The organism is Petralouisia sp., assembly GCF_056822245.1.
On sequence record NZ_JBQIOP010000020.1, the window covers coordinates 16440 to 39100 of the forward strand.

A 22661-nucleotide genomic window follows, 5' to 3' on the forward strand; every position below is an offset into this window, starting at 1 on the left:
AATGGGAAAAGAAACGGATAAAAAATATAAAGTTATGAAAACGATTATGGATGCCTTGGAAGATATTTTATGCTCTTATCAGGGCAGGGGGCATCTGTCCGCATATACCGACCTGGATTCCCTTGCGCTGTTCACAAGCCTTGTGGCATACGGTCAGATACAGGTGGAAAATTACCAGTATGATTTTGATGATGACATCCGGGAGGATAGGGAAGCTGTCCAGATTTATCAGGAGCTTGCCCCGCAGACAAGATGGCGGGTCGGGCAGCGTACACAGATAGAACCGATACGGATGAATGCTTTGAAGCAGTTTGCAGGTATGGGTACACCGGTATTTGAAGAACAGATTTATTATAAAGACACAGCCTCTGTTCTGGTATGCGGGGAAATCCTGCCCTATGAGATTTTCCAGTTATTTACGGATACGGCAGAAGTGAAAAAATTATATATTTTTCCATATCCCTTCCGGGATGGATGGGAAAGGCCGCTCTATTTTTCATTTGAACCGACAGAAGCGGCGTTGGAGGAAATGAGGAAGTACATGGAAAAGAAATGGGAAGAGATGTACCGGATGATAAGGGAGAACGATAAGAGTTTTGATGCAATCATACCAAAAGTTGAAAAGTGGGAAGGGTAAACTTTTCCGATAGCCCCTGAGATTCTTCGCGACGGAGAATCCCAGGGGGCTTTTCTGCTGTCAGGATAGTTAAGAGATATTTGTGCTTTTCTCTTTTTCCGTCTGTTTGCTGTGCGACCTGCCTAAAATCATATCTACATTGGAGCAAACCGTATTCAATTCTTTCTGGTAATCTCGGTAGTAATGGTATGTTTTCTGTGCTTCCTTTTTCTGCCGCAGAAGATTATCTTTTTCTGCTTTCAGGAGTTTCATGGAGGGAAGCCTGCCGTCTGCAGACTGGCCTTTCAGAAATTTTCTTGCAGCTTCATATAGGGCGATCTCTGTGGTGTGTTCTTTTCGGAACTGTCCTTTATTCTTTGATTTACAAAACTGCTGGTAGACAGATTTATTTGCGAGATACTGGCCTGTGTAATGAATCTGTTCATTAACTTTCCGGAGTTTATCTTCTACAGATTTCAAGTCCTTTCTGGAGCCGGAAGCATGGCTCTTAATCTCCGAAAAAGATTTTTCCAGGGAATCCCTCGTATCATAACCATGCTCTTGTATATAAGCGACAGTCTTAGCCATTTCCTTCAGATTGGAAAGTTTTACTTGATTGGCATAGGCGGCGCTCTGCTGTGCTTTCACACAAGTCTGCAGGTCGGTCACAAGCCGCAGGTCAGATTTGACAAACAGGATTGCCATAGGTTCTTCCTGTACAGGAGCGGAATCCTGGTTTACAGATGGTTTCACTGCTGTATCGTATTCTTCCGGCACATTCATCCGCTTTTTATCTTTACTTTTGATTGCATTTTCTTCAAACAGCTTTAAAAGATAATCGGCTCCGTAATGTATGCCGAGCATTCTTTCTGTAATATATTTGCTGCGTTCGGGGTGGAGGTAACTGAACCTGCCCCGGCTGGTTTTGAGCTTAATGCTGTATTTTCCCAAAAGCAGTCTTTGAAATTCTTCCAGGCTGCAGGAGCTGTCGGCGGCTTCCTCGATTGCGGTTCGGAGAAATTCTTTCTGTGTTTGGAAAACTGTTTTGCGTGGAGTGAGGCCGTCTGCCAGAATCTGACTGTTGCGCTCATCCAGTTTCTTTTGTCCCCTGTGTTTTGCACGGTATTCCCGGTCTGTGATTTTCTTTTCGGCAGGAGCAAGCAGATCTACCTGATGCAGATGTTCCCGATAACATATATCCATAAGGGATCGCTTTAAGTATGTCAGGTAATTTTTGGATACATGGTGCTTGTATCCTGCGCGGGAATCGCATGGCCGCTCCATGAAGTCCTGGCGTTCTACATCATATTTCCGCAGGCTGTTGATTACGATATGCACATGGATGTTGCCGCTTTCATTATGTCCGTCCATGTGTGTGCAGACAAGAGCCTGGTGACCGGGGAAATTTTTGCGGGCATATTCTAAACCGATCTGCTGTGCCTGTTCCCCGGTCAATCCGTTTTCTGTCACATCTTTTGGGTCGAAGCTAATAATGTAATGATGGGATTTGATTTCGTCATAGGATTCGTTTTTGCGATACAGGGCATTCAGTTCCCGACACTCCATGTCAAAAGTGAACGGGTCACAGTTTATGCCGTCCATGATATATTCTTTGCGTGGAATCAATTCGCCGTTTTCATCAAGCAGCGGTTTGTTCGTATTTTCGTCATACTGGAACATAAGATACCGCTGGGCTTCTCCATAGTCGGCGTTTTTACTCGCTATGTGTTTCAGTATTGCCATGAAAATCTCCTGCCATCTTTAATACTTCATATTTCAGTTCATAAATTCTTGAAACACTCTGTTCGATTGCCTTACGCATTGCCTGTGAATGGATGCCACCGCTGTTGTAGTGTCTTGCAATCTGGTTTAAGTTGCTGCCGATCTTTCCAAACTCTGCAACCAGCTTTTTCAGTTCCGGCAGGTCTGCCACAATCTCATATTTTGCGATTACTTTTTGCTTCATAACCTGTTTCCGGACATACTCTGCCAGTGGGAGGTTTGCGGCTTTTGCGCTTTCAGATATGATTTCATATTCCGTGTCCGTGAGCCGGAGCATGATCTGATGTTTGTGCCGCAGTTCTTTGTCTTTCTTTGGTCTTGCCATTCCATAATTCCTCTCTGAAAAAAATGTATTCATAATATAAGCCGATTAGAGAGTATTAGTGGGAAATGAAAAGGAACTTTTTGTAGAAATATTTTAGGTTCTTTCGTGATGGAGACAATCACGCTGCGACTATTTACAATAGGAGCCAAACTGCATATTTGGAAAATATGCAATAACCGAGGGCATGGGGAGCGGAATCCCCATCAAGGTTGCCGGGTAAGCAAAATCCCCAAAGTGGGTTTTGAGTTACTCAGGCGAAACTTGCCCTTTATGTCAGAACTGAAATAAAGAGCATTATCCAAGAAGTTTTATTACTAAAGAAATATCATGAAAGGCACAGTTTATCGGTAATATCTAAAAAACTTCTCAAATAATAACTCGACTGTTTAGATCAAAGATATATTGCGTACCTTATGTCATTGATAGTCATTCAGATAATTACGATAAAGAATTCCTAAATTTCTATGCTTGATTTTTTTATGCCTGTAAAACATTATTTGAGAAGATTTTCTTAGAAACCGTTAATGAACCATATTTCTATAAATTTTCTGGAATGACGAAACTTCTCGGATAATGCCTTTTGAACAAAATTGCTATGTATAACCTTGGCAGGCCGTCGAGCAGCGATTTTGTTCAATATTTTTTAGTTTACTTATATTTCTTTTATCGACGGTATATAAGATCAAAATGATTAGATAGAGATGGGGTGATACTGATTTCTTAAAAATAGGATTCTGTCTTGACAATCATCTTGCAATGTCTTATACTGTATTTGTTTATATAATACAGTATAAGACGGAGAGACGGTGACGGTTTGGAGATTGTTGTAAGTAATAAGGCAAGTCGTCCTCTGTACGAGCAGATTGTGTCACAGATAAAAACGCAGATTATGAGTGGCGAACTGAAAGCGGGTGAAGCGCTTCCCTCTATCCGCTCCCTGGCAAAATCGCTGCAGATCAGTGTTCTGACCGTGCAGAAGGCATATGACATTCTGCAGGAAGATGGCTTTATTGAGACGACGGCCGGGAAAGGCTGCTATGTATCTGTCCAAAATCAGGACTTCTATTTGGAAGAACAGCAAAAAAAGATAGAGGGCTGTTTCAATGAAGCAATAGAAATAGCCCGTATGAGCGGAATACCGCTTGATAAATTAGTCAGCTTATTAACATTATTGTATGAGGAGGATTAGCGATGGCAAATGCGTTCATGGTATCAGGACTTACCAAAACTTATAAGGATTTTGTTTTGGATCATGTTTCGTTCACCGTTCCCAGTGGCTCCATTGTCGGACTGATTGGAGAAAACGGTGCAGGAAAAAGCACGACAATCAATGCGGCTTTAGGACTGATTCAAAAGGAGGACGGCGTTGTTTCCATTTTAGACAAGGAGGAACTGGATGGGGATATCAAAGAACAGATCGGTGTCGTGTTCGATGGCAGCAATTATCCGGAAATCCTTTCTCCACGGAAATTGAACCGGGTTATGAAAAACATTTACAGGACGTGGGACGAACGGGTATATTTTGGCCTGCTGAAACAGTTTTCCCTGCCGTGCGACAAGCAGATCAAACAGTTTTCAAAAGGAATGAAGATGAAGCTGGCTATTTCTGCTGCATTTTCCCATCATTCCAGGCTGTTAATCCTGGACGAAGCCACCAGCGGCTTAGATCCGGTTGTCAGGGATGATATTCTGGATATGTTGCTGGATTTCGTGCAGGACGAGGAGCATTCCATACTGGTATCCTCCCACATTACCAGTGACCTGGAGAAGATTGCCGATTATATCGTATTTATCCATGAAGGGAAAGTAGTTTTTGAGAAAACCAAAGATGAGCTGACCGAGCGGTATGGCATCATCAAGTGCGGTGCGGCGCAGTTTGATGCGCTGGATAAATCCGATATCATTTCGTACCGCAAAATGGACTATGAATGGCAGATACTGGTTTCAGACCGGGAGAGAATGCAGAAAAAGTATCCGAAGGCCCTGGTTGTCCCGGCAACGATTGATGAAATTATGCTGCTTTATGTAAAGGGGGAAAAGTGATGAAAGGTGTTTTGGTGAAAGATCTCTATATTGCCAGGAGCAATATCCTCGTAACTATCGTTAGCCTGGTTGTTTTGGGCTTTGGGTTATCCTTTTTGTTGGAAACCAGCGCACTTCTGGTTTTAGCCCCGGTTGCCGCCACAACAGCCGCCTTTATCAGTATTACCAGTGACGCAGCTTCCAAATGGAATAAAAATGTTATTACCATGCCGGTATCAAGGAACCAGATCATCGGCGAGAAATTTTTGTTTTATATCCTGCTTGCCGCACTGGGATTGCTTACTGCACTGATTCCCTGTGTTGTCCTTGCGTGTTTCGGTATGGATATAACGCTGCATTCTTTATGTCTGTACGGCTCTATCGGGATAAGCGCTACCCTGTTGGCAGGCGGTATCAGTCTGCCGTGCGCATACTTATTTGACCCGGAAAAATCGCAGATTGTCTTTATGATGTCATTTATGGCATCAACAGGGATTATTACGGGGCTTGTACTTCTTATAAATTTAGTTTTATCCGTAAAGGAAAATATCCTTCTGGCGTTTGGCATTGTGCTTATTATTTCTGTTATCTGGTTTTTTATCTCATACCAGATTGCGGTAAAGGTATATCAGAAACGGGATATTAGTTGATGGGTATACAAAAAGAGTGTGTTAAGGAACAGCCTGTTGCTGACAGTTTTATATATAACGGCAAAATATCATGGCGTTAGTATATCCCCGGAAGACAGCCGTATCAGGGAAAGGGCGCAAAATGGCTTATAAGATATTGATTACTGATGATAATACCCAACTTCTCAAAATGCTGAAAAATATTTTGAAATAAAGATTACACATATTCTTAGATGCTCAAACAGTACCGAGAATTGGGATTTCAATCTGCACAATATAGTCTTCAATCCGGTCTATGACGGTTTCATTGATCCCTTTTTCATAGGAGTAGCCCGACAACGCCAGCCCCCTGCCATGGGCAAATGCAAGGATTTCCTGATACCGCAGTGGGAGCTGGCTAAAATCCCCTTTGTGGAAAGCCCGCAGATATTTTCCTTTTGGCTGTATATGCAGGCCGCTTCCCTGCTCCAGCCGGGGAATTTCAATGAAAAGATTGGTGTAGTCATCGAAATTTCCCTTAAGCAGGCTGGCGACAGGGATCATGGAGCCGTAGGAGGCGTCATGAAGCCGGCCCAGTCCATATCTGGCTGTTTCAGCGGTGATCAATTCTACTTCTCTTTCAAATGTAACATCTTTGTCGATATCTACTGTTACCAGGCACCGTTCTTCTTTTTCCACAATACAGATTTCAGATAAATCCATAGTCAGAAGGGTATCCATGTCCTGCCGGTGGCTGGATAAGGTTTTTTTGACCGCCTGCAGATGCAGAAGCTGTAAGTCCAGTTCTGCGATTTTTTCATCCAAAAGGCATTTCATGTTTTGGGCAGAACGGTTTTTCATGAAGTCCTGAATCTCCGGGATGGATACGTCCAGCTCACGGAGCAGAAGGATGGTTTCCAGTATGGAGCTTTGGTGATAATTATAGCAGCGGTATCCATTTTCCGGATGGATGGCAGCAGGTTTGAAGAGGCCGATCTCATCATACCACATCAGCGTTTTTTTGTTTATGCCGTGAAGTGCTGCGAATTGCCCGATGGTAAGTAATTTGTTTTTTTTATCCATATTTTTTCTCCCGAAAATAATTTGCGATTCCCTATTGACTGTACTGTTACTGTACGGTTTATTATACTGTATAAATCAATTGGATGCAAGACGGAAAGCGGGATTCTGTCCGTTCCTGCTGTCTGCAGCAATTTTAACAGGAGGAAAGCTATGGAAAAACAAAACGTATATGAAAAGCCTGTAACATTAGGAAATATCCTGAAGTTTGCCGTACCCACCATTGCCATGACGGTGTTTATGTCTTTTTATACTATGGTTGACGGTCTGTTCGTGTCGAACCTGATTGGCACCAATGCCCTTTCAGCCATCAATCTGACTGCGCCGGTCATACAGCTTGTCACAGCCATTTCTACCATGCTTGCCACGGGAGGAAGCGCTGTTATTATGAAAAAGATGGGGGAAGGAAAGCGTGAGGAGGCGAAGGAGGACTTTACCTTTCTGATTCTGGTGAATGTGCTGGTTGGGGCGTTCATGTGCGTAGCCGGGTATATGGCAATAGGCCGGATATTCGCGGGGATGAATCTCTCGGCGGATGTGGAAAGGTATTGTGTGGAATATTTAAGCCGTTATCTGCTGTTTACGATCCCCATTCTGTTAATGAATAACTTTACCCTGTATATGATAGCCAGTGAGAAAGCAGCCTTATCCCTGGTCTGTTCTGTGGCGGGCGGTGTTTTAAATATGGCACTTGATTATGTATTGATTGCTGTATTTGATATGGGAATCAGCGGTGCAGCGATTGCAACAGGACTTGGATATTCTGTGACAGCGGTTGTGGGCCTGTTTGTTTTCAGCCGGAAAAAGAGTCTGCTGCATTTCAGGAAACCAGTATTCCGCTTTAAAGTCCTTGCAAATGCTGCCACAAATGGGTGTTCCGAGATGGCGACGGCGCTTGTCACCGGGATCATTACTATGATGTTTAACTGGACGATGCTTCATTATGTCGGGGAGGACGGTGTGGCGGCAGTTACCATCATCATGTATGTGCTGATGTTTGCAAGCTCTCTGTATACAGGATATTCCTATGGGGTTGCGCCCATGCTGAGTTTTTATCATGGGGAACAGAACCATGGAAAACTGAAAAAGCTGGTTGGGATCAGCATGAAAGTGATTGCAGGAATCTCTGTGCTTACGGTTGCAGCTTCCCTTCTGTTGACAAGGCCGCTGGTATCTGTCTTCGCCCGGCCGGATAATCCGGTGTATGATCTGGCAGTAACAGGAAACAGGATATGCACGGCAGCATTGTTTTTTATCGGATTTAATATTTTTGCCAGCGGGATGTTTACTGCATTGTCTAATGGGATTGTTTCGGCCGTCCTTGCATTTTCAAGGTCCTTTGTGTTTATGCTGATTACCATGCTGATACTTCCCCTGGTTTTTGGTGTAAACGGTATCTGGCTGGCAACGCCTGTGGCGGAACTGATGGCGCTTGCCCTGTCTGCCTTTATGTTTTTGAAATATAGAAAGAAATATGGATATTAGGGAAAAATAATTCTCTGTAACATTTCGCGGACATTTGACTGTTATACTATACAAAAAATTCAGCTGTGCCCGTTCGCAAAGACGTCTCCGGCGCTTTCCCGCTGCTGAAGATAACTTTGCCCAGATACGGGCGCTCCCTCAGAACATAGCCTGACAGACCAATTCGAGTGAGCTTGATTTGTCGGTCCGACTGTGTTTTGGCTGAACTTATCATATAAAGATGGAAAAGGAGTATGTGCATGAAAAAGATTTTACTGGTAGAGGACGATGCCCTTTTAAATAAAACGCTGACCTACAACCTGATTTCTGAGGGTTACGATACCGTATCAGCCCTGAATGCAGGCACAGCTGCAGAGTTACTGACGCAGACGGAATATGACCTGGTACTTTTGGATATCAACCTGCCGGACGGCAGCGGCTATGACCTGTGCAGGCTCATAAAACCGGAGAATCCTGACACGCTGGTGATTTTCCTGACGGCCAATGACCAGGAGAGCGACCAGATCCGTGGGTATGAAGTCGGGGCGGTGGATTATATCACCAAGCCCTTTTCCATTGGTGCGCTGCTGCGGAAAATACGGGCAATGTTTGCCATGCTGGAACACCGGGGGCTGGCAAAAGATTTCTATGATGACGGCAGGCTGTTTCTGGACTTTTCAGAACAATCCGCCTCGCTGAATGGTAAATCCCTTACCCTTTCCCCTATGGAGTATAAGATGCTGTATCTGTTCTGCAAAAATCCCAAACAGATCCTGACCAGGCAGCGTCTTTTGGAACGGCTGTGGGATGCGGATGAAAACTATGTGGACGAACACACCCTGACTACCTCCATCAGCCGGATCCGGGGCAAGATTGAGGCAGAAGGTGACACTTACATCAAAACGATTTACGGGATTGGATACCAATGGATGGGAGGCGAGAGAAAATGAGTCTGGGGCGGATCTCTGTAAAAAAGATATTCCTGCTGACATGTGGCGGTATGGCTGCTTCCATGCTGGCCATCTGTGCCGTCCTTTTATGGATGACAGGCGAGATCTGGGTGCTTGCCACCGGCGGGCTGCTGATGATCTGTGCCCTTGCCTGGATGTTCCTTCTGACAGTTGTTTTCAGTAAACGGCTTTCCATATTTACCAGGGAGCTGTGCCAGGCAATGGATCAGATGATAAGCGGAAGCGGAGAGCCTGCGCGTGCCGTGGACAGTGAAACACTCTTTGCCCGTATCAGCTACCGTCTGTCACGGCTGTACGGCATCATGCAGGAGAACCGGCGGAAGGTGGATGAGGAACGGCAGGAGCTGCAGATGCTGGTATCGGACGTTTCCCATCAGGTGAAGACGCCGGTAAGCAACCTGAAAATGGTGACAGACACGCTGCTTTCAAAGTCTGTCACAGAAGAAGAGCGGCGGGAGTTCCTGCAAGGCATCCGGAACCAGACGGACAAGCTGGAATTTCTTTTCCAGGCCCTTGTGAAGACCTCCCGGTTGGAAACTGGGGCGATACGGCTGGAAAAGAAAGACGCCCCTCTGATTGATACGCTGGCGATGGCCTTAAGCGGCATTGTATATGCGGCGGAGAAAAAGAATATTTCCGTTACAGTGGACTGCCCGGAGAATCTTTGCCTTTCCCACGACAGCAAATGGACGGCAGAAGCGGTGTTCAATCTGCTGGACAATGCGGTGAAATATACTCCGGCTGGAGGCGCTATCCGGGTCTTTGTAGAACAATGGGAAATGTATGTAAAACTGAGTGTGTCTGATACTGGCAAGGGTATTTCCGAGAGCAATCAGGCCGCTATTTTCCGGCGCTTCTATCGTGAGGAAGAAGTACACGAACAGCAGGGCGTGGGTATTGGCCTGTATCTGACCCGCGAGATTGTAACACGGCAGGGCGGCTATATCAAGGTAACTTCGAAGCCGGGACAGGGTTCAGAATTTTCTGTCATGCTCCCTACAAGATAACACATGTCGGACGGCCATTTCTGGCTGTCTGACATAATTTTTTCGCAATAGTGTGCCGACAAAGCTGCCAGTGGCAGGTTTTCGGTTGAAATGTCCGATTCTTGTAACATTTCAGCCGTATTTTTTATGCCACTTCGGACATTTCTGTGACATTTGACCTTTATTATGTCTTTATCAATTAAGAAAAGGAGCATTTGATTATGAATGTATTACAAACAATCGACCTGAAAAAGTATTATGGCAGTGAACCCAACATCACCCGTGCCCTGGATGGCGTCAGCCTGTCAGTAGAACAGGGTGAATTTGTGGCAATCGTCGGAACGTCCGGCAGCGGTAAATCCACCCTGCTTAACATGATGGGCGGGCTGGATACGCCCACGTCCGGCAATGTGATTGTCCGTGGGGATGAGCTGGCCAAAAAGAATGACGAGGAGCTGACCATCTTCCGCCGCCGCAACATCGGCTTTATCTTCCAGAACTATAACCTTGTCCCGATCCTGAATGTGTATGAGAACATTGTCCTGCCTGTGGAGCTGGACGGAGATGTGGCAGACAAGAAGTTCATGGACGACATTGTGAGGATGCTGGCGTTGGAAGATAAACTGCAGAATATGCCGAATAACCTTTCCGGCGGACAGCAGCAGCGTGTTGCCATCGCCCGCGCCCTGATCACCAAACCGGCCATCATCCTGGCCGATGAGCCCACCGGAAATTTGGATTCCAAGACCAGCGCCGATGTACTGGGGCTTTTAAAGCGTACCAGCATGGAGTTTAACCAGACCATTGTCATGATTACCCACAACAACGAGATTGCCCAGCTTGCTGACCGGATCGTAAGGATTGAGGACGGCAGGATTGTGGAGTAGGGGGGTGGCAGATCATGACATGGCCTTTTGAGAATGATACCAGCGCTATCATTAAAAAATTAGCGACTGCTCAATTAAAGAAAGAGCGTTTGAAGAAAATTTTTACGGTTACTGCAATTTCATTGGCAACATTTTTGATGGCATCCGTATTGCTTCTGGTTTCTGGAATTATCACAGTGAACCAAAATGGAGGCAATCATATAACAGGGTCCTATCATGCGCTTATTTCCGGCATAGAAAAAGAACCATACCAAAAATTGTCTGATGATGTGCGGGTGGATTTATGCGGATTGATAGCTTCCATTGGCAGTGTGAAATCTGGAAATGACCGCCTTAATATTTCGTATTCCAACAATGATGCACTTACATTAAATGGGCTGTCTGTTGACCAGGGGAAAATGCCAGAGAAAGAGAATGAAATACTGATTGAACAGGAATACTTAATCCGGCAGAAGATAAATGCTAAAATTGGAGATACCATTCGATTGCCAGACCCAAACAACGGCGAAGAAAAATCCTTTCTTATAACAGGATACCTGAAAACAGGGGCGAAAGGCACTGACCGTTCCTTATATGCGGCTATGGTTTCTGAAGAATACTTCTTAGAAATGGATGGATGGGATAACTTTTCACCGGCAGTAATGCTCCGTGTAAATTTAGATGCGGGCTCTGGGGATGTAAAAAACTTAATATCAGAGATAGCGGCTGATGCAGGCTGTAAGGCGGCTCCTTCTTATAATGAAGCGTATCTGAACCTTAGCCAGCCTTCGGCATTGATGGTTCTGGCGGCTGTTGCCGGGCTGGTTGTTATCGTGATCGCTGGTGTTTTGGTTATATACAACATTTTTTATATTTCCATTATCAATTCCATTAAACAATATGGACAGCTCCGCACAATAGGTATGACAGCAAAACAGATTCAAAGGCTTGTTCTCAGAGAGGGGACTTTGCTGATGCTGCCTGCAATTCCGATTGGACTGATTGCGGGAATTGCAGTGGCTTATCTTTTAATTCCACATGGATTTGGGTTATGGAATGTGCTATGGATATGCCCGGTTGTTGTTGCGTTGACCTATGCCACTGTACGCCTGTCCATCAAAAAGCCTGCTAAGATAGCCGCGGCCGTTTCACCTATAGAGGCTTCCCGCTATGAACAAAATAATCAACCGAAAGGTAAACATAGGCAGCACAAGCTAACGCCGGGGTCTTTGGCAGTCAACCAGGTTTTGCGTTATAAGAAAAAGAATATACTGACAGCCGCCTCCCTTGTCCTGACTGGCGTCCTGCTGTTAGGTTTATCCTCTGTCCTTTCTTCTATCAATGCAGAAGATATGTCTTTATCCGGATTTGCAAGAGGACAGTTCGTTTTAAAGATCTCGAATCAGGAGCTGATGGAAAATCCTTTGGAGATTTTGCAGGGTTCAAGCCCTTTTACGGAGGAAGTGGAAAAAGAACTCTCGCAATTATCAGGTGTGCAAAAGATCATGAACGATCAGCACCTCCCAGTTTCCTATGATCTGCAGGCCCTGGAATCAGATGCTGAAATTGTAGGATTTGAGAAAGCAGATATGGCTTTGCTGCAAAGCTGTCTCTTAAATGGAAACCTATCAGATTATGGGCAAATGGCATCTGAGGATCAGATGGTGATTGGCAGGCCGGGTGACTTTGAGAAGTATTTTGGCATTCATCCAAAAGTCGGCTCGTCTGTAACGCTGAAGATTTTTGATGGGCAGCATACGGAGAACCTGGAATTTGAGATTGCGGCAGTCCTTGACGAAAGTAAAATTGGAAATAATGGCGATAAAATAGATATGCTGTTATTGCCGGTTGATTCCATGCAAAAAATCGCACACAGCAATCTAACATATCAGTATGTGATTCGTGTAGAGGATTCTTTTGAACAGCAGGCAGAAAATGAAATAGACCAGATTGTATCAGATAATCCACGACTGAGTGTGGATTCACTTTCTGCTGCGATTGCCCAGAATGAAAACTTCCTGCAGGGGACACAGTTAGCCCTTGCGATAACCATTGTCTTAATTGGCTGTTTTTCTGTGATGAATTTGTTGAATACGACTTTGACGGGAATTATCGTAAGGCGCAGGGAATTTTCTCTCATGCGTTCCGTGGGAATGTCCCAAAAACAATTATCCGTGATGGTCCATAAAGAGGGACTGATCGTAGTCGGCATGGGACTTGTATTATCTGTGATAATTGGTGGAGGAATTGGATATGTTCTTTGCTCATTTTTGAAAAACAGCCTAATGAACTATTTGAATTATCAATTTCCATTTGGTATTACAATCTTGAACTGTGCGATTATTATTTTATGTAGTGTGCTGATTACAACAGGGGCCTTAAAGCAGCAAAGCAAGTCATCCATGATGGAAGCTCTGCGATAATAGAAGGAGGTGGCAGACCATGACATGGCCTTTTGAAAATGACACCGGCGCCGTTATAAAAAAGCTGGCAAAACGGAATTTAAAAACAGATAAAAGCAGGAACATACTCATTATCATAACGATTGCATTAGCTGCCTGCCTGGTCATGGCAACAACCCTGTACTTTTTTGCGTCCCAGCGTGCATCATTAAATGATGCGGCGGGGCGCTATCAGGCAGTCATTGATGAAGTTGACAATGACATGGTCACAAAATTGGCAGATGATGACAGGGTGCAGGTCGGCGTGAGCAACTTATTGGGTTTGGTTTCCTATGGAGATTATAAATTAACCGTCCGTTCCATGGATGAGACACTGATGAAATTAGCAAAATATCCCGATTTGGAGGGGACATTACCGGAATCTATAAATGAAATTGCTGTCACAAAGGCATTTCTTAACAGGGCCGGATTATCTAAGTCCGTAGGTGATACGGTGTCGCTGGATTTAGGGGACGGGGAAAAAGAATACATTTTATGCGGCATTTTGCCTGTGGAAGATTCAAATTATTCTGTATATGTATCGCAGCCCTATATTGAAAATAAGGCCGGTGCGCCGGCTTATTCCGCCTATGTCCGGCTGAATGGGTCTGACGGCTGGTCGAAATCGGCGATACAGGCAGAATTATCGGCATTGTGCGGCGAACTGGGGATACGGCCGGAGAAAATGCAGTTTTCAACCTATTATTTTTCCCTGATTGAGCAGCGGGGCAGCCAATATGTGGCCATAATCGCATTCATCAGCCTTATTGTTGCCCTGCTATGTACCCTTGTTATTTATAGTTTGTTTTATGTGTCCATAACCAGAAAAACAAATGAATACGGAAAGCTGCGGACGATTGGAATAACAGGCAGACAGATGAAACGGATTGTTTTCCGGGAGGGCTTTTCCCTTTCTGTAATAGGGATACCGATTGGAATATTAGCTGGTGCAGCAGCAGGATATATTCTTGTTCCCGACGGTTGGAACACCCTGATGGTATTCGCGATAGCCGCCATCACAGCGTTATTCATGTATCTATGCGTTATGGTTGCTGTAATTAAACCAGCCAGGACTGCAGCCCGTGTTACCCCGATTGAAGCAGTTCGTTATGCGGCTGACCATAACGATGTGGCATTCAGGCAGACAAAATCGCTGCACCGTTCCTTATCAGCGAAAAATTTAGCTTTTCTTAATTTCGCAAGAAACAAAAAGAAAACAGCTTTAACGGTTTTATCATTAGGCGTATGCGGTGTCCTGCTTATGTCAAGCTCTGCATATTTTAATTCGATTGACCCCTTGGCGATGGCGTGCAGAAGTTTTCCTTATGGGGAAATCCGTCTTGAATTAGGCGATTACGGGCCGCAGGCACATGACAGCGAACAATATTTGGAGCTTCAAAAATTAGGCCTCCTTACGGAAGATTTCATGGAATCAATCCGGGGCATAGACGGCGTGGAAGAAGTAAAAACATATCAGGGAACGGTCCTGGATCTCCATATGCCAACGGGAGACCGTGAACCGGTTGTTTCGGAAGGCTTTACCCCGGATTCCGGGAAAATGCTGGAACAATATCTGGTTGAAGGTACGGCAGATTTGCAGGAGCTTCTTAATAACAATGGCATTCTCATTGAAAACGGCCCGCATTGGGAAGAAACATTCGGCTGGGATGTGTCTGTTGGGGACGAGCTTCAGATTGAAGCCGGAGGCCAGACAAGGAAAGTAAAAGTGATGGGAATTGTGGATGCGGATATCCCATACGGCGGATATGATACCCTGTTTATTCCTTTGGAAATGCTGTCAGAAATTGTGCCAGCGGAGAATCTCAACTATCAATTCATCGTAGATACAGACGACAATAAATGGGAGGCAGTAAAAGATGAGATCCAAAAAATAATACCGCGGGCTTCCCGTCTCTATGTCAGCACATTAGACGAGTGGGTCGGGGCATATAGGGACAAACTGTTAAATTACCGTATCCCGGTCTATGTTTTCGTTATGTTCATAGGGGTTTTTGGTATTATCAACCTGCTGAACACCCTTATAACAAATATTTTGACCCGGAAGCGGGAACTGGGCGTTTTGCAGGCGGTTGGCCTGAGCAGTAGACAGCTTTCCAAAATGCTTTTGACCGAGGGGTTGTTTTATACATTTTGGGTACTGCTTATTTCCGTGTCGTTTGGAACCCTTATGGGGCATCTCCTTTGTACGGTCTTTAGCGCAATGAGCCTTTTTGGAAAAGTAAGCTATCATTTTCCGGCGCTTGAAATGTTCAGCTTTTTTCTGTTGATGCTTGCCGTTCAGATGCTTTTCTCATATTTGTCGATCCGGCAGATAAAAAAGCGATCTTTGGTAGACCAGATACGGGAATTATCATAGATATTTTTGAAAATGAGAAATATGGAGTAAGGAGATGATAGATTATGACATGGCCTTTTGAAAATGACACCAGTGCCGTTACCCGCAGGTTATCAAATGCCCGTATTGGACAGAACCGTTTCAGGAACCGTCTGATTGGGATCATTATCTTTATGGCTGCGGCCATTATGGCATTTGTTTCTTCTTATGCTTTTAACATTACAAATGAATATGCGGCATCGACTGCATATCAGGGGATTTTCCAGAACCTTTCAAAGGAGAATATCTCTTTGCTGAAAGAAGATTCCCGTATCCAAAATATGGGCATATACCAGTCTGTCGGTATGACAGAGCAGAAGAACGGCATCACAATGGGTATGGTATGTTCTGATGAAACAACTATGCAGCTCTCCAACATCACACTGGTGGAAGGATGTATGCCCCAGGCGGCGGATGAACTGCTTGTGGAAAAGGGATATATAGAAACCCTGAACCTGAAAGCGGGGATTGGTGACACAATATCCCTTCATTACCGCAATCAGGAAAGCCGCCAGTTAGAAACAAACGATTTCCGGATTACAGGTTTTATTCAGACAACCGCTGAGAATGACAGAGACAGGGTTGCGTATAACGCGATTGTCTCACAGGATTTTGTGCGGGAAAACCCTGCCCTTTCTGCCGGGCCTGCAGCAGCAATGATTTCTGTCCGTGATACTGCCAAATATACAAATCAGGAACTGAAAGACCTGGTACGGACGATTGGTCTGGACTGCGGAATATCTGCAGACAATATTCAGGTAAATAATTTATACATCGACAGTAATAACATGTCAAAAGAGACGGTACTGACGGTTTTACTCGTTGGGCTGGTCCTAATTGGTGTATGTTCCCTGGTCGTCTACAATATATTTTATATTTCCGTGATAAATAATGTAACTTCCTTTGGACAACTGCGCACAATTGGCACTACAAAGAAGCAGATCAAACAGATTATTTCAAGGGAGGGAAATTATCTTGCACTTCATTTTATTCCATTTGGGTGTATTGCAGGTGGAATGCTGTCCTTTCTGATAGACCGGAGCGCTTTTTTGCTGTTTCCTGATATTATAACTTCGTTTTTGTCAGGAATCGTTGTATTTGTCTGTGTAAGGCTGTCTATTTTGAAACCGGCGAGGATTGCCATGTCAGTTTCGCCTGTGGAAGCATTCCGTTATAGCGGTTATAGTGGAACAAAAAAGAGGAAGAAGAGTGGGAAACGTCTTACACCGTTTTCACTTGCAGCAATGAACCTGTCCCGTAACAGGAAGAAAAGCATATTGACCTTTGCTTCGCTGGTCTTGAGCGGAATGCTGTTTGTAGGCATTTCTTCCCTGCTGACTTCCCTTGATCCTGAACAAAGGGCAAAGCAGAGCTTTCCTTATGAGGGAAGCTATGTGGTAGAACTGAACCGGGCGCTGGTCACGCCTACGTTTTCCCTTACGCAGCTGCAGGAAGACAATCTTCTGACAGATGAATTGGAAAGCCATATTTTGTCGATTGAAGGGGTAGATGAAATCATCCGCCAGCAGGAAATATGTGTCAGGATAGATGGAATGGAAACAGCAATCCGGAGTATGAATAGAGAAGATTATAAAGAATTAAAGGACAGAGTAATGGCAGGGGAGCTGCCGGATTGTGACCATACAGGGGAAAACTCCCTTATCATTAACATGGGAAGCCCGGAATTGGAATATCTGCATAAGGACTATGATGTAGGCGATACCGTCACTTTTTCACAGACAGGAGATATTCCGCAAAGCAGCCTTACTTATACAGTATCTGCTGTTATTTTTGACAGAGACAGAGCTGCCAGCTTTATCCTTCCGGCGGGTGAAATGAAACGGATGGTCCCCTATAATGCAAACAGTGCGTTTGTGATTCGGACAAAGACAGACAGTCATGCTGAAATTGAGAGCGAATTACATTCAATGGTTTTGGCAAGCGATACTTTGCGCCTGAAGACATTAAAAGATATGACAATGCAATATAAAAGTGTTTTCAGCACAATTTCCATTGCGGCATATGCACTCTTAGCGGTTATTGTTATGTTCAGTATCATCAACCTGGTCAATACCAGTATGACAAATATCATTTCCAGAAGGAAGGAAATGGGATTGTTCCGGGCAGTTGGTTTAGGCAACAGACAGCTGTATCATATGATAGGCTTTGAAAATGCATTTCAAACGCTTGGCAGTTTTGCCGCCTCCCTTATCTGCGGTCTGGGAATTGGAAAAGCAATTTGCTCTGCTGTGGGGAACGTGCCCGGATTTAGCTTTGTAAATTACACTTTCCCTGCTGTACCGGTTCTCTTATATGTTTTATTGGTTTTTATGCTTCAATTAGCACTTACAAAATGGGCTGGCCTGTATTGTAGAAAAGATAGTGTGGTGGAGCAGCTCCGTGTGACGGAATAGGAGGTGGAGGACATGACATGGCCTTTTGAAAATGACACCGGCGCCATTGTGAAGAAACTGGCGAAGCGCAGCCTCTCAAGCGAGAAACGCCGGAACCTGATGGTGGTGGTCGCCGTCGCTCTGGCGGCGTTCCTGGTTTGCCTGTCAGCGGTCATATCCGTCTCAGTTGCACAGATCCAGCGTAATCAGGTGGCTGATACCTATGAAGCGGTTTTTGACGGCATGGATGAATCCGGGGTTGCGGCTCTGAAGGAGCTGCCGGAGTTTGCCCGCGTGGGTGAATACTATTTACTGGGGCAGGAGCATTCCAAGCAGGGATACAATGCCTCCTATGTGTACTGCGACAGTGACATGGTGTATATTGCCCGCAGCCAGATGGAGCTGGTAAAAGGAGAACTCCCGGCACAGGCAAATGAAGTCGCTGTCAGTGAATATTTTCTTTCCGCTTACGGCTCGAATGCTAAAATTGGTGAGACGGTTCGATTGGATACCGAGAGTTTTCATGGAGACTATACCGTGACCGGAATCCTGTCTAATGTGGGAGAAAAGGAAGCGAATCTATGTGCCGTTGCTGTTTCTAAAGAGGCCTTAACACAGTGGGTCGGATTTGAGCCTTACGGGTACCGTGCCTATGTGCATTTCAAAAATGACAGGCAGTTTGACCAGGAAACCATGGCTGCCCACTGCCGGGAGATTGCTGCGCAGTTTGGCTCTGCGCATGTAGGGATGAACAGCAATTATTTTGCTTCTAATTCAAAGTCCATTGACTTTGTAACCATTTTCAGTATATCTGCCCTCGTGCTTGCCGGCGGATATGTAGTCATCCAGAGTATATTCCGTATTTCTGTGAACGACAAAATACAAAGCTATGGACAGCTCCGTACCATCGGCGCAACACCGAAACAGATTCGGCGCATTGTGAAAAAGGAGAGCCGACGGCTGGGCGGCATTGGGATCCTGATCGGCATCCTGCTGGGCGTGGGCGGCGGCCTGCTCCTGTTTCCAAAAGGTTTCCATGGGGGGTATTATGGGGTAGCTGTACTTCTGACCGTGGTGGTCTGTTGGGTCATGGTATCTGTCTCGGTTCGCAGACCGGTCAAAATAGCTGCCAACATTTCACCGCTGGAGGCAATGCGTTTTTCAGCAGGTCAGGAAAAGGTACACAACAGAAAGAAATACCGGAAACTAAGTCCCGTATCCATGGGATTTGCAAATTTTGGACGCGACCGCAAAAAGTCAGTGAGCATTGCAGTATCCTTAAGCCTGGGCGGAATCCTTCTTCTGGTGGTATCCTCCATGGCCCTGGCACGCTCACCGGAGCAGGCCGCAAGGCTGTTTTTCCCGGACGGGAATTATAAGATATATCTGTCCTCAGAGCAGCCGGAGGAAGAGGTTATGGCTGCCGGCAATCCGCTGGATGAAGAACTGAAACAGGAAATTCTTTCTGTGGACGGGGTGAGGTCTGTGCTGGTCACCCGCCGATCCCTGCACGCAAAATTCGGGCTCCCTGAAAGTGCCGAGGCCGGTATGTGCGACATGCTGACGGACACAAACCGTATGGATGTGGAAGCGGCACTGGTATCCGGCGCCATGCCGGCGGATGCCCACAGTATCCTTCTGGGCACAAACTATCAGAAGCATCATGCTGATATGGATGTTGGTACCGCCATGGAACTGACCCTGGGCCAGAAAACCGTGACAGTTACCATTTCCGGACTGTTTGACACGGCGAAGACGACAAACGGACATGGCGCGCTTGCCATGGATTCCGTAGCCCTGTTCGCGCCGGAAGGCCTGTTTCTTGACCTGCATCCCGAAATCGAAAGCTTTGACTATTCCTGGAGCATTGCCAGTGACCCGAAAAAAGCAGAGTCTGTGGAAAGCAGCCTGCAGGAGATTGTATCCGGCCGCAGCAATCTTGGACTGGATACCATAGAGGCGCATATCGAATATGAGAAAATGCAGAGCAGCATTATTTTTGGCAGCCTGCAGGCTCTTTCCTGGCTGGTCTTCCTGTTTGGTGTCGTCAATCTGATCAATACGACACTTTCCAACCAGATGTCCAGAAAAAAGGAGAACAGTATTCTGCGTTCCATTGGCCTGACCGGGAAGCAGCTATGCTGGATGAATATCATTGAGGGGATGTGCTATGCATTTTTTGCGGCGCTTACAGTCCTGATTCTGGGGCTGCCGCTTTCCGTGGCAGTCTGTGCGGAAGTAAGTAAAAAATCCTTTGCCGGTACAGTTGTCCCATACCAGTTCCCGTTCCTGCAAATGGGGTTGTTCCTCCTTGTGCTGTTTGGCATGGAGGCGATCCTGTCTGTCTGGATGGTGCGCAGGCAGAAAAAGCAATCCCTGATAGAGCAGATGCGGGCGATGGAGTGATTCCGATGGAGGGATTGATCGGTTTTTATTCAGCATTTCACAGCAACAGGTAAACATTTCACAGCAATCAAATTGTTTTGGCGTTTCCGACAGGCTATAATAAAATGTCTGTCTATGGCAGCGGCAAAAGTATATCTTTTGCCGCTGGCGATATAATGACGAGGAGGTGGCGCATTGATCCGTATTGCAATCTGTGATGATGAAAAACATATGTCTGAGCATATAAGGTCAATGGTCTCTGATTTCTTTCGTAAAAAGAACCGGGAGATCAGCCTCCGTATGTTTTCCAGCGGCGAAGAGCTGCTGAACTACAATGGGCAGATCGACATCCTGTTTCTGGATATCCAGATGAAGGACATGGACGGCATGGAGACGGCAAGGAGACTCAGGGCGGATCAGTTCCGGGGCTTTTTAGTCTTTATTACGGTACTGAAAGAGATGGTGTTCCAGTCTTTTGAGGTACAGGCCTACGATTATCTGGTCAAGCCGGTGGATGATAAGCAGTTTGAAAAGACGATGGACCGCCTTTACGCTTCCATGCAGAACGCCAGCGAAGACAGCCTGCTGGTGCAAAAGGGATATGAGGGGCGCATCATCCCAAAGGATGAGATTGTCTTCTGTGAGATTATAGACCGGAAAATATATCTGAACCTGGCTTCCGGCGAGGTTGTTGATTATTATGAACGGATTGAAAATCTGGAAACAAAGCTGGATAACCGTTTTTACCGGTGCCACAGGAGCTATCTTATCAATCTGAAACATTTAAAAGGCTATAAAAACGGGACGGCCTGTATGGATAATGGCAAGGAGATTCCCGTATCACGGCTGCGGAGCAAGGAGTTCTCCGGCGTTGTTCTACAGTATATGAAGAACATTTGAGAATTTTAGATATGGGGGCTGGTAACATGGCTGAGTACTTAGATTTTTTCAATATATATGTGATAGGCCTCATTGAGGGAACCTTTCAGTTTTATTTTATGGCAAAAATCCTGAAAAAGAAACTTTTGCCCCCGTTTTATTTCCTGTTTGGAGTATGTGCGGTGATTGTCACCCGCTTTCTTTCCGTTGGCACGGTGACCGGCTTCGTGGCGATGGTATTTCTTCTTACGGTATGTGGGATCTTGGTCTGCCATGCGGATTTTAAGTCTTCCCTTCTGTATGCAGCCCTGACAACTGAAATCATGCTGCTCTGCTATGGGATTGTGAAATCTCTGATAGGCCTGTTATACGCATGGCTGCCAAATTTTTTCTATGATACGGCCGGTATTGCGGCTATGCTGACCAGTGAGGCTGCGTCACTTTTGCTGACAGGGGTTTGCTATTATATGGTGTATCGCTATTTTTCCGACTATACCGCATCGGAAATGCAGCAAATGTTTCTGGTTTTCATTCCGGTCCTGATGATCTTTATTATGAGTGAGTACATTAATACGCTTTCATTTGATTACCAGTTTGTAGTCTTAGAGGAGGATGGATCTTTCGAGTATCTGCTGAGTCACTGGCAGCTGCTTGCAATGCATCTTTTGGGACTTTTAAGCTTGTTCTGCATTCTGTTCTCTTATAAGAAGCTGCAGCAGAATTTCCGTCTCAGCACTGAAATTTCACTGCTGGAACAGGAAGAACATTCCCTGAACCAGTATGTGGAGGAAGCGAAGACACGTTACGATGAAACAAAGTCCTTCCGCCATGACATCAGGAACCACATCGCAGTGGTGAAAAATCTTCTGCAGAGCGGGAAACTGGAAGAAGCGGTAAGCTATATGGAAGATATGGACGATATGGCGGAAAAAATGTCATTCCCCTGCAGTACCAATAACCCGGTAGTGGATATTTTGGTGGGAAACAAGCTGGGGATTGCCAAAAGCATGGGGATCGATGTGGACTGTTCCCTCCTTCTGCCATATCCCTGCAGCCTTAAGGACATTGATATCTGCATTATCCTGTCAAATGCACTGGACAATGCGATTCAGGCAGTAAAAAGGCTGGATGCCGGTATGGAAAAATATATCCATGTGTCCGGGCGTATCCAGGGAGATTTCCTTATGATGGAAATAGAAAACAGCTTCCATGAGAAAGGCGCGTTCAAAAAAGGGACAGGCCTGTCAAACGTAAAGAAGGTGGCTGAAAAATATGGCGGCGCCATGAGTATAGAGGCACAGGAGAATAAATTTGTCCTCCATGTGCTGCTGATCATTTCACAGCACCCAGAAGGTATCCCACAGCAAATGGATTAACGCGTTACTTTCTACAGCCGAAAAAAGAAAAAGGAAGCTGTCTGTAGGGGCGGCTGCCTGACAATATCAAAT

17 protein-coding genes are annotated in these 22661 nt (G+C 45.4%); 14 read left to right on the top strand and 3 right to left on the bottom strand.

The window, feature by feature from the left end:
* Nucleotide 1: 1 nt before the first annotated feature.
* Nucleotides 2–637 carry a hypothetical protein gene (locus ACTO17_RS09635; RefSeq protein WP_120476861.1) on the top strand — a complete coding sequence of 212 codons (636 nt, stop codon included), beginning with the start codon at nt 2–4 and terminating at the stop codon, nt 635–637.
* 69 nt (nt 638–706) lie between these two features.
* Here the strand turns inward: ACTO17_RS09635 and ACTO17_RS09640 are convergent, their stop codons facing one another.
* Nucleotides 707–2359, bottom strand: coding sequence for a relaxase/mobilization nuclease domain-containing protein (locus ACTO17_RS09640; RefSeq protein WP_120476860.1), 1653 nt, complete (start codon nt 2357–2359; stop codon nt 707–709).
* Entirely contained in the window at nt 2331–2723 is a 393-nt protein-coding gene (locus ACTO17_RS09645; protein WP_120476859.1) for a plasmid mobilization protein, read from the bottom strand. Before ACTO17_RS09645 ends, ACTO17_RS09640 begins: the two co-directional genes overlap by 29 nt.
* Nucleotides 2724–3537: 814 nt before the next feature.
* On the opposite strand from ACTO17_RS09645, the gene ACTO17_RS09650 reads away from it, so the two are divergent.
* From ACTO17_RS09650 to ACTO17_RS09660, 3 genes are read left to right on the top strand one after another with little or no spacing between them, the layout of a single operon-like run.
* Complete coding sequence (locus tag ACTO17_RS09650; protein WP_120476858.1) at nt 3538–3912, top strand: GntR family transcriptional regulator; 375 nt, start codon at nt 3538–3540, stop codon at nt 3910–3912.
* A 2-nt stretch (nt 3913–3914) separates the two neighbouring features.
* The gene (locus tag ACTO17_RS09655; RefSeq protein ID WP_120476857.1) at nt 3915–4766 is read left to right on the top strand and encodes an ABC transporter ATP-binding protein; all 852 of its coding nucleotides are present in this window, start codon (nt 3915–3917) and stop codon (nt 4764–4766) included.
* Nucleotides 4766–5395: an ABC-2 transporter permease gene (locus ACTO17_RS09660; protein WP_120476856.1), complete on the top strand. Its 630-nt coding sequence runs from the start codon at nt 4766–4768 to the stop codon at nt 5393–5395. The genes ACTO17_RS09655 and ACTO17_RS09660 overlap by 1 nt, the downstream gene beginning before the upstream one ends.
* Nucleotides 5396–5611: 216 nt before the next feature.
* Here the strand turns inward: ACTO17_RS09660 and ACTO17_RS09665 are convergent, their stop codons facing one another.
* Complete coding sequence (locus ACTO17_RS09665; RefSeq protein WP_120476855.1) at nt 5612–6436, bottom strand: MerR family transcriptional regulator; 825 nt, start codon at nt 6434–6436, stop codon at nt 5612–5614.
* A 150-nt stretch (nt 6437–6586) separates the two neighbouring features.
* Between ACTO17_RS09665 and ACTO17_RS09670 the strand changes: the two genes are divergently transcribed.
* The 10 genes from ACTO17_RS09670 to ACTO17_RS09715 all read left to right on the top strand — a co-directional run bounded on the left by ACTO17_RS09670 (nt 6587) and on the right by ACTO17_RS09715 (nt 22589).
* On the top strand, nt 6587–7918 hold the full coding sequence (locus tag ACTO17_RS09670) for an MATE family efflux transporter (protein WP_120476854.1): 1332 nt from the start codon (nt 6587–6589) through the stop codon (nt 7916–7918).
* A gap of 239 nt (nt 7919–8157) precedes the next feature.
* Nucleotides 8158–8847, top strand: coding sequence for a response regulator transcription factor (locus ACTO17_RS09675; protein ID WP_120476853.1), 690 nt, complete (start codon nt 8158–8160; stop codon nt 8845–8847).
* A complete protein-coding gene (locus ACTO17_RS09680; RefSeq protein ID WP_120476852.1) occupies nt 8844–9875 on the top strand; it encodes a sensor histidine kinase in 1032 nt (343 codons plus the stop codon). The genes ACTO17_RS09675 and ACTO17_RS09680 overlap by 4 nt, the downstream gene beginning before the upstream one ends.
* A 200-nt stretch (nt 9876–10075) precedes the next feature.
* A complete protein-coding gene (locus ACTO17_RS09685; RefSeq protein WP_120476851.1) occupies nt 10076–10741 on the top strand; it encodes an ABC transporter ATP-binding protein in 666 nt (221 codons plus the stop codon).
* A gap of 581 nt (nt 10742–11322) precedes the next feature.
* Complete coding sequence (locus tag ACTO17_RS09690) at nt 11323–13143, top strand: ABC transporter permease (protein WP_482557790.1); 1821 nt, start codon at nt 11323–11325, stop codon at nt 13141–13143.
* A 19-nt stretch (nt 13144–13162) separates the two neighbouring features.
* Complete coding sequence (locus ACTO17_RS09695; RefSeq protein WP_482557791.1) at nt 13163–15538, top strand: ABC transporter permease; 2376 nt, start codon at nt 13163–13165, stop codon at nt 15536–15538.
* 44 nt (nt 15539–15582) lie between these two features.
* Nucleotides 15583–17970, top strand: a complete 2388-nt coding sequence (locus ACTO17_RS09700) for an ABC transporter permease (protein ID WP_120476848.1) — start codon at nt 15583–15585, stop codon at nt 17968–17970.
* A 12-nt stretch (nt 17971–17982) separates the two neighbouring features.
* On the top strand, nt 17983–20355 hold the full coding sequence (locus tag ACTO17_RS09705; RefSeq protein WP_482557792.1) for an ABC transporter permease: 2373 nt from the start codon (nt 17983–17985) through the stop codon (nt 20353–20355).
* A gap of 174 nt (nt 20356–20529) precedes the next feature.
* The gene (locus tag ACTO17_RS09710) at nt 20530–21234 is read left to right on the top strand and encodes a LytR/AlgR family response regulator transcription factor (RefSeq protein ID WP_120476846.1); all 705 of its coding nucleotides are present in this window, start codon (nt 20530–20532) and stop codon (nt 21232–21234) included.
* A 26-nt stretch (nt 21235–21260) separates the two neighbouring features.
* On the top strand, nt 21261–22589 hold the full coding sequence (locus tag ACTO17_RS09715) for a sensor histidine kinase (RefSeq protein WP_120476845.1): 1329 nt from the start codon (nt 21261–21263) through the stop codon (nt 22587–22589).
* Nucleotides 22590–22661 lie beyond the last annotated feature (72 nt).